The 8,164-nt window shown below is 48.7% G+C and carries 5 protein-coding genes; 1 reads left to right on the forward strand and 4 read right to left on the reverse strand.

Features of this window, described 5'->3' with window-relative positions; all coding sequences use genetic code 11:
• Window positions 1-27 precede the first annotated feature (27 nt).
• Genes L696_RS0113080 through L696_RS0113090 form a run of 3 tightly spaced genes read right to left on the reverse strand, consistent with a single transcriptional unit; the run spans window position 28 to window position 6,688 of the window.
• Window positions 28-4,455 (reverse strand): polysaccharide biosynthesis protein, encoded by a 4,428-nt coding sequence (locus L696_RS0113080; RefSeq protein ID WP_025684031.1) that lies wholly within the window; start codon window positions 4,453-4,455, stop codon window positions 28-30.
• Between the two features lie 50 nt (window positions 4,456-4,505).
• The gene (locus tag L696_RS0113085) at window positions 4,506-6,242 is read right to left on the reverse strand and encodes an ATP-binding protein (RefSeq protein WP_025684032.1); all 1,737 of its coding nucleotides are present in this window, start codon (window positions 6,240-6,242) and stop codon (window positions 4,506-4,508) included.
• The gene (locus L696_RS0113090) at window positions 6,239-6,688 is read right to left on the reverse strand and encodes a hypothetical protein (RefSeq protein ID WP_025684033.1); all 450 of its coding nucleotides are present in this window, start codon (window positions 6,686-6,688) and stop codon (window positions 6,239-6,241) included. Before L696_RS0113090 ends, L696_RS0113085 begins: the two co-directional genes overlap by 4 nt.
• Window positions 6,689-6,733: 45 nt before the next feature.
• Between L696_RS0113090 and L696_RS0113095 the strand changes: the two genes are divergently transcribed.
• On the forward strand, window positions 6,734-7,438 hold the full coding sequence (locus L696_RS0113095) for a response regulator (protein ID WP_025684034.1): 705 nt from the start codon (window positions 6,734-6,736) through the stop codon (window positions 7,436-7,438).
• Here L696_RS0113095 and L696_RS0113100 read toward each other — a convergent pair.
• Window positions 7,406-8,164 (reverse strand): glycosyltransferase family A protein (locus L696_RS0113100; protein WP_049827373.1); only part of this gene is annotated, 759 nt, incomplete at its 5' end. The genes L696_RS0113095 and L696_RS0113100 overlap by 33 nt on opposite strands.

The raw sequence follows: 8,164 nt of genomic DNA on the forward strand, positions 1-8,164 counted from the left end.
TACTGGGTTGCATCTGGAAACTTCCTTCTATGGAATCTTTCGTTTTTTCCATCGCCGATAAGGAAGAAAACAAGCCGCTCCACCAAGTATCCCAATGATGAACAGTATCCAGCCAAAGCGGTAGGCGGAAGCCAGAATAATGACGACCTTGCCGCTCCCGCTGCCACTGGTTATAAATCCAGTAGTCACTCCGTTTACCGACAGACGGGCACGCTGGGTTTCACTTCCCAGTCTGAATTCCCACAGTGGATTGGGCGACTCGGTTTCCCGAATCAGCACCTGCTGATGCATCGGATTATACAGCGTAAAGCTGCGTTCCATGGAATTTTTACGAGTAGCCTGAATACTTTCTGAAGCATGGGGAGCCGTAAAAAAGGTTTCCATATCCGTCCCCTCAAACAGCGTAAGCTGATCCACTGTAATCATCGCCTGATAAGGGATGATGGAATAATGCTTCATTTGAAATAAGCCTGACTGCTTCTTATGCGCATGCGCCAAAATCTGAAACTGCATAAAGGCGGTTCCTGCCGGAGCCTTCACAATCTGATCATAATGATTCCATTGCTCCTTATCTCGCTCCTCCACCTCGTTAATATAAGAGGTCTGGAGGATTTGGGAGGCTTTATTCAAAAAAATGACCTTCATATGCCGACTTCCAATTTGTTTTGACCTCGCATCCAGTTGTACAGCATACTCTCGCAGCGGCTCAGCCTTCATTTTCTTCGACGCATATATATTCCAATCACAGGAATAGCTCGGTGCGTAACGAATGGACAGCCCCTCGCCGCCTGATGACAGACTCGTCTTGCCAGGCTGAATATCCGCCACGCAGCCTACATCATTGGTTAAAGATTCCTTCGTGTTATCCTCTGGCATAACCGTCACTTCCTGCGCGGCCAACCGATGAATATCTCCATACCCGCTCATGGACGGCACCTGACTGTCCAACACCAGCGTTAAGCGATACTTCCCTTTGGTTAAAAACAGATTCTTGAACTCTACACGTCCGTAATCGTTCAGCAAACCGGGAATTTGAATGATTTGTTTGGCAAAGCCATCCTGATTCGGCACCGTTTCAATGACCTGTTTCTCGGATGAAGAGGTAACGGGCAATCGCTTATACGACTCACCTGTATGGATCGTTCTTGTCAGCACCGTTCCTGTCTCTTCATTCGTCCACTTCATCGTCAATGCCCCATGATACCCGGCAGGTAAATCAGCCAGAATAGCTGTAGAATAGGTGCCCGTTTTGGCGATCTCCACATCCCTGCTTAATGTACCTTTCTGATAGCTGATTCCCCGTCCCATGCTGAGCCTCGGCAGAGCACGCTCTGTCTGCACATTTCCTTGGACGTTAAAATCGCTCTCGGTCTCCAGGGTGAAAAAGAGCTTGCCCCGCTTCAATGCCTGCTCCACCGGAAAAGATAGCTCATCCAGCTGGTCTACAGGTACAATCGCAAATTGATTGATCGCGTTAAAGCCTTGCAGGTTATTAACCGTAATCGGGGTATCCCCTTTGGGAAAAGCATGTTCTCCCAGGTCAACCCATTCGAACTGATTCAAGCCTTCATCATGGGTTTTGATGTCGACCACTCCGCCCGGCAGCGTAACTTTCAGCTTCCCGCCTGCCTTATTCATAAACACTCTCGCATATACATGCGAGGTTTGCGGCTGTTCCAGCTTTTTGTGCATCGTAAATACGTTAGGCTTACTATATTGTCCCAAATCACGTAACTGGATATCATGAATCCACCAGTAGTTCTTTTGCTGCGGGCGTTGCAGGGTTAACAAATCCATTCGCATCCAGTAGCTGCCCGGCGGGGACACATATTCCCCGTAAAATTTTACACCGTCAAAATTATATCCCTCCGAAGGTGCCACGACATAGCTAACCCCCAGCTCGCGCATCTGCTTATCATAAAACCTCATTTTAACATGCATTTTGTTCGTGCCGCGTCCAGAGACGGTGATCTGAAACTGGTACGGGTTATTTTCCTTGGCTTCCAGCAAACCGGATCTCGCGACCTGCCATATGTTACTCGGGTCTCCCTTCATAATCTCGCCGTGCAGGGTCGGCACCTCATTCAATTCCTCACGCGGATTAGCCTCTACGCTGAACAACTGCGGATTATCCGGTTTGAAAAAGGTTTCGGTCCGCAGCATGGAGTCAAAATCCAGGACCGTTTTCCCTTTAATGCTGCTCATCTGATAAGGGGCCACATCCAGCTTCTTGCTGGCAAAGGTGACAGCAATCCCGGCATCCATTTCCATATCAAACGGGAAATTCCGTATATTCTGGGACGATAAATACCATAACCAATCGTTGGTCGAGGCAAAGGTTTTGGACCATTTTAAAAAAGCATTGCCATCTTCAATGACATCAAACGGACGCAAGTAATCCTCTGCCGGAAGCTGTGACAACAGTACATCGTTAAAGGAGGCCGCTTCCACATAATCCCCCTTGTTGACCGTCTGAAGGGTTTTTAGCTCAGGCTTTAACGCACTGAATAGTACCCCGAAGCGACTAAAGTCAAATCCAGGCAGATGGCTGTAGCTCTCCAGTCGGCTAAAGCCGTAAGGTGTCACAATTTTGCTCGTTAATATGTTCATATAAGGCGGGGCCTGATCCAGATTAAATATGGAAAAAAGTCCGTTCTTGTACGTGCGTTTCAGCCCGGTCTGGCCTTCCAACTGAGACAGGTGGAAATCCTGCCGCTTCTCCTGTCCCTCATATTCGTCATGGTACACTAACTGATTAACCCCAAAGGTGGAGAACAACCAGCCTAACCGCGAGCTTAGCCCGTTGTCCAGCAAATACTCCAGAAAGTTCATATAGTATGTAATCCCGGGGTCGTTGCCTTCATGATGGAAAATCGTATTTTTAGGAGATGAGTACACCTGAAAATCCCCGGTTGCCTTCTCGGTTGCCGTCTTACCCTTATTCCATTTGGGCGTGGCTACGCCGTTAAAGCTCTGAATCATATTATCGGCAATCGGAAAATACAAGGCTTTGCTGTCAAAGCGGTCCGGGTCTGTCAGCCTTTCAGCCATTTGGCTGTAAGCCTCCGGCACTTGAACCGGCTTGTAATATCCCTCAATGAATTGGGTACGCAAGGGTGCAAAATACACGCCAAGGCACAGGACAACAATGACAAACGCCAGCCTTTTATACATTCGTTGCAGCGGTGATGATCCAAACCATTCCATAATCTGAATCACGCCGAAGGTCAGCAAAACCCCGAAATTAAGGGCAATCAGCCCGATAAACTTGTTGGGATCACGGAAAACTGAGCCAATCACAGGGGTCTTCGTCACCAGAATGACAAACCACTTGGCAATGGACGGGAAGGTTGTCCCGGTGGCAGCAACGAGAAATAATAACGTAAGCAGCGAAAAAATCAGAATGATCGGATTTTGGTGTGAGCGTGTCACCATCGCATAACCAATCAAGAGCAGTAAAAATCCCCCGCCCACATAAAACATCGCAGACAGTGAGGAAAAGGAGAACATAGGCCACCAATAGCTCAGCAAGTAGCCCACATTATATAAGCTGCTGTTACGACTGAATAGGGACAAGGTATCGACGACGTTGATATTATGCTGCGACGCCTGAGCGTCCATCACCATACTGCCGAGATACAGGGACAACCAATAAAAACTGAGCAGACCGAAGAACACGCCAAAAATGATCCCTTTACGCAAAAAATTGCCGTATAACGGCTGTAAATAGGCGCGACCGGCCTTGCGGTGCGTCCAGGTCAGTTTGATCAGCAAGAGCATGGTGAACAAGCCCAAATAAATCATGCCGAAGAAAAAATAATGAATCGCAGCGGCACTGACGGTAAATACCGCCGCCAACAGAAACAAGTCTATCCAGTTCCGCTGGTACAGCTTGTGAGGATTATAGTTTTTAATTTGCTGAATTTGAAATTTGGGGTCGACCGCGCTGAAAAAGAAGCGCAGCATTAACGGAAACAAGCTATATCCACAGAGCAAATAAATATGCTGAATGCGAAAAATAACCCACGGATTCAGCGCATAAAACAGTGCGCCGATCATGATGGCAAAAATGCGGGTTTTGGTAAAGTTCGGTGAATAATATACACTAACCAACCGCTTGGCAAAGGCATACATCGAAAATGCCGAAACAAACAGCAGACCCGTGATAAACGACTTGAGCAAGACCGGGCCGCTTTCTCCAAATAGCAACGAAAGTCCGTAGAAGGGCAAGATATAAAGGATACGCGGAGCATTGAACATGGTAGAGGTAGACCATCGTTCGTTCCATACCCCCATAATTTCCTCCAGATACCGATGAGAGGTGGCTCCAAAGGCAATATCACTGAATACGATTTGCCCCGGTCCATAGATAGGCGCAAGATATACGCCAATCGCAACCAGCATCAACCAAATTGCCGCCATATCGTAGCGGTAGCGAAATATCCATTTTTTCATGCTTGTCCCCCTCTCTTGAACTTCTCGTGTATCTGTCGGTTATTTTGGGGCTATCTTCTTAAACGAACGATCGCCTGCAAGCCTTGATCCGTATTACGCAGCTTTAAGCGGCCACTGATCGTCTTTAGATAGGCATCCATATGATACAGGCTGAACGTATGCTCCTGCGAGTTTTGGGAATAGTCCGGCTGGAAATAGCTCCAGCGCATCTTGTCATCAATGCCGCCGCCCGTATCCTCAATGGTAATAACAATTTCTCCTTCTTCCAGCCGAGAGCTAACCTTGAGGACTTGAGTCTGGCGCTTGGAACGCAGCAGACCCGTACGTCCCCGCTCCTGATCCTCCGATAGCTCTACACCTTGGCCCATTGCCTGCACTGCATTTTCCAGCAGCCCCTGAATCGTTTTGTACAGCATTGGCGCTTGTGCTGCAATCGATGGAACAGGCTCTTGCCGCAAGATCACTTGAATGTTCTTCATATCCAACGAACGGTTCGCCCATTTCAGCGATTCGGACAATACCTCATTCATATCCGTAAAGCTGATTCCGCTATTGTCGTGCATCTTCTCTTCCAGCTCATCACGTAAGGTGCGGACTCCGGTCAGCAGCCCTCCCAGTGAGGATTCCTGTTTGAGACGTCCCTGAATGAAATTTTCATTCAACTCACGGAAATATTCCAATTCCTCATGGGATGCTCCCTTTCCCTGACTGGAAGCTGCTTCAAAGCGGTTCGCCAGATCATGATAAAAGCCCAGCAACTTCAAATCATCACCGCCTGTCAGACGGGCAGTCTGCTCTTGCAGCTCCTGGAGCCGTTGCTCAATTGTCTGCATTAACGGCAAGTAATACGTATCCTGCTGCTGTCGCATATCCTCATCCCGTCGTTGGTCACGCACCTGATTATTTACGATGGCATCCTTCACAATTCGTTTGCGGAACTGTATGAGCATGGCCCACAGCATAAGTAATATCAGAGCCATGACCATCAATAACTGTTTGCGAAAAGAGCTGGTGCGCTCTGCAATGTCCTGACTGACATCTTCAACCGATATGTAAAGCGCCTCTTCCCCAATGCGGCTGAATCCTATTCCATATTTCTCTCCGCTATCTTCAATGACGCTCGTATTGCCCTCCAGTAGCCTACGGGTTACGTTTGTAATATCCGTTCGGTTGATATCCGGTGAATTGCGAGAAGCTACGACCTTAAATTGATTATTATAAAATAAAACCTCGTGCTGATCGACCGGTTTACTTTTAATGATTCCGCTAAGCATATCAGCATCAATTGTACGCACCATAAATCCGCCCATCTGCGCCCCTTGAATCCTGCACACCATATACTGAGCAGGCTGATGATCCTCTGTCACAAAGGGGCTTACGGCACAGCCGTTTTGCAGCCATTTAACCTGCTGCACCGCACTTTTCATCTCACGATTTTCTCGTCCGGCAATCACATGATACTGTTCATCCAGCACATAAAAGGACCCGGTTTCACGCTTAAACCCCTCGGAGTATTGGCGGTTCCCCTGATTCAGCATATCTCTGCCCAGACTGGACGACAGCTCCTTCAGTTCAGCCTGCCATACGGCATAGCGCTCGGTTATGCTGCTGGACAGTTCCTGCACCTCATGCTGGAGCTGCTCATTTTGAATTTCCGCCAAGTGACTGCTGAATTGGCGTACGACAAACCATTGAAGCACAGCAGCCAAGAACACAGTCACACACACAACGATCAGGTACAGGATCAGCTTTTGCCAACCCGGTTTCAACAACGCCCATCGCTTCATGCTTTCCTGTCCCCTCCATTCGGTTCAATTCGGCCCAGAATGGCCTGCATCAGACACTCCAGCTCGTAGCTGACTAGCGGCAGCCGTGCACACAACAACCGGGGAGTCCGGCGCTGGAGTGCGGCAAACCTTGCAGCGGTTTCCGTTGCCCCATCCGTCAGCAGCAGCAATTCGCAGGTTTTTGCAATATATAAACGATCCAGCTCTTCTTCGCTGTACTCGCGCAGATCAACAATGTAAATATCATGACGATCGTCCATATGCTGAAGTGCGCTGGAGACGGTCAGGGTTACTCCTGCATGTCGTGCAGCATGATACTGGTGAAGCAGACACATTCCTTTTTCCCAGAGCGCATGCTCAGCCGAGTCGAATCGTTCACAAAAAAGACGCAGCGCCCGTTCTGTATTGACATCTTTCAAAAATGCCAAAACGCTGATATTATACATGTAGTTCCTCATTTCTTACTTCCTGATTGGAGTTGCGCAGTTCTTATGACACCCCAAAACATTCTATTTGTTGACGACAGCCCTATGGTTTTGTCCCTGCTTGAACGGACATTGTCGGAGGAAAGGTTCACCTTACATACCGCTCATACCACCAAAGAAGCCTTGCAGGTGCTGGAACAGCACCCGATTGATGTCGTGGTTTCCGATCTGCTTATGCCTGGTCTGGACGGGATTACCTTCCTTCGCATGATCAAGGAGGATTATCCCCATATCGTGCGGATCATTTTGTCAGGTCACCTGCATACGCAGACCATTTTATCCGCGATTAATCAAGTGGGCGTATTCCACTTTTTGACGAAACCGCTGGAGCTGGATGATGACACGCTGAAAAGGATACTGTACGAGGCGCTTGATGAAGCCAAGCTGAATCGAAACCGCCTGCATACAGACCAGAGCGTTGCTCCCCCTCTGTCGGCATTTATAGACAGCATTCTGAATGCCCCGTACCGACCCTATGTTTTACTAAATGAGCAGGATATCGTAACTGCTGTACATGCTGCGCTCGCTGAGCTGTATCCTGTAGGCAGCTCACTTCGTCATCCTGACCAGCAGGGTATTCAGTTAACCGAGCATTCATTGTATATACCGTATGATGAGTCGGAATCTTCCGATCCCGACCTGTACACGCTGGATACGCTGACAGTGGGCCATTTATCCTTACGCCTTATCCGCCTTAGCGAGATCGCGTGAGTGACGGGCGCCGCCCTTCAACACGGCGGCTGCCCCAATCACAGTCAGGCATGCATACATCCATAACATCCCCACCGTTAGCAACGGGTGACGGATATAGCTTTTCAGATTTTTCCATGTATACAGCACCGGACGGAAAAAGTACCACCGTTCCAGCGCCTTCCGCAAGCCCCCCTCTTCGGATGACATCGTACGATCCATTACCGAGAAGTAGTAAGCTTTTTTACGTAATACATCACGCAAATAGACCTGTTTTTCATCATGATATACACGTGTAAATACCGCCCGCCGGATGACTCCGCCAGACTCTATATAGCGCAGGGTCGGCTGTATTTCTTCAAAAGCAATCTGCTCCGCGTTAAATCCGCCTGTCGATTCATAAGCGCTCATTCGCCAGAAGCGTGCCGCTTCAATGGAGCGTTTTCCCAAGGTTTCACCCGCGTTGTTAATTACATTTCGCTCGAAGACTTTCACTTTGGAAAAAAAGTTGGCCGCTTCCGAATAGGCCTCCTCAGGAACGACCAATGCGCCGATATCCTGATGATCGTCAAAAAAGTCGATGCTCTGCTGAATCAAATGCTCGGCTAAAATCATATCGGAATCCAATACAAGTATGTATTCGGCACCCAAACGTCCGGCTTCCTCAACCGCCTTGACTCTTGCGATTCCCCGCTCTCCATGGGGAAGCTCCAACACTGTTACGGGTACTGGACTCCCTGCCGCTAG

The organism is Paenibacillus maysiensis, from assembly GCF_000520815.1.
Classification (GTDB): domain Bacteria; phylum Bacillota; class Bacilli; order Paenibacillales; family Paenibacillaceae; genus Paenibacillus; species Paenibacillus maysiensis.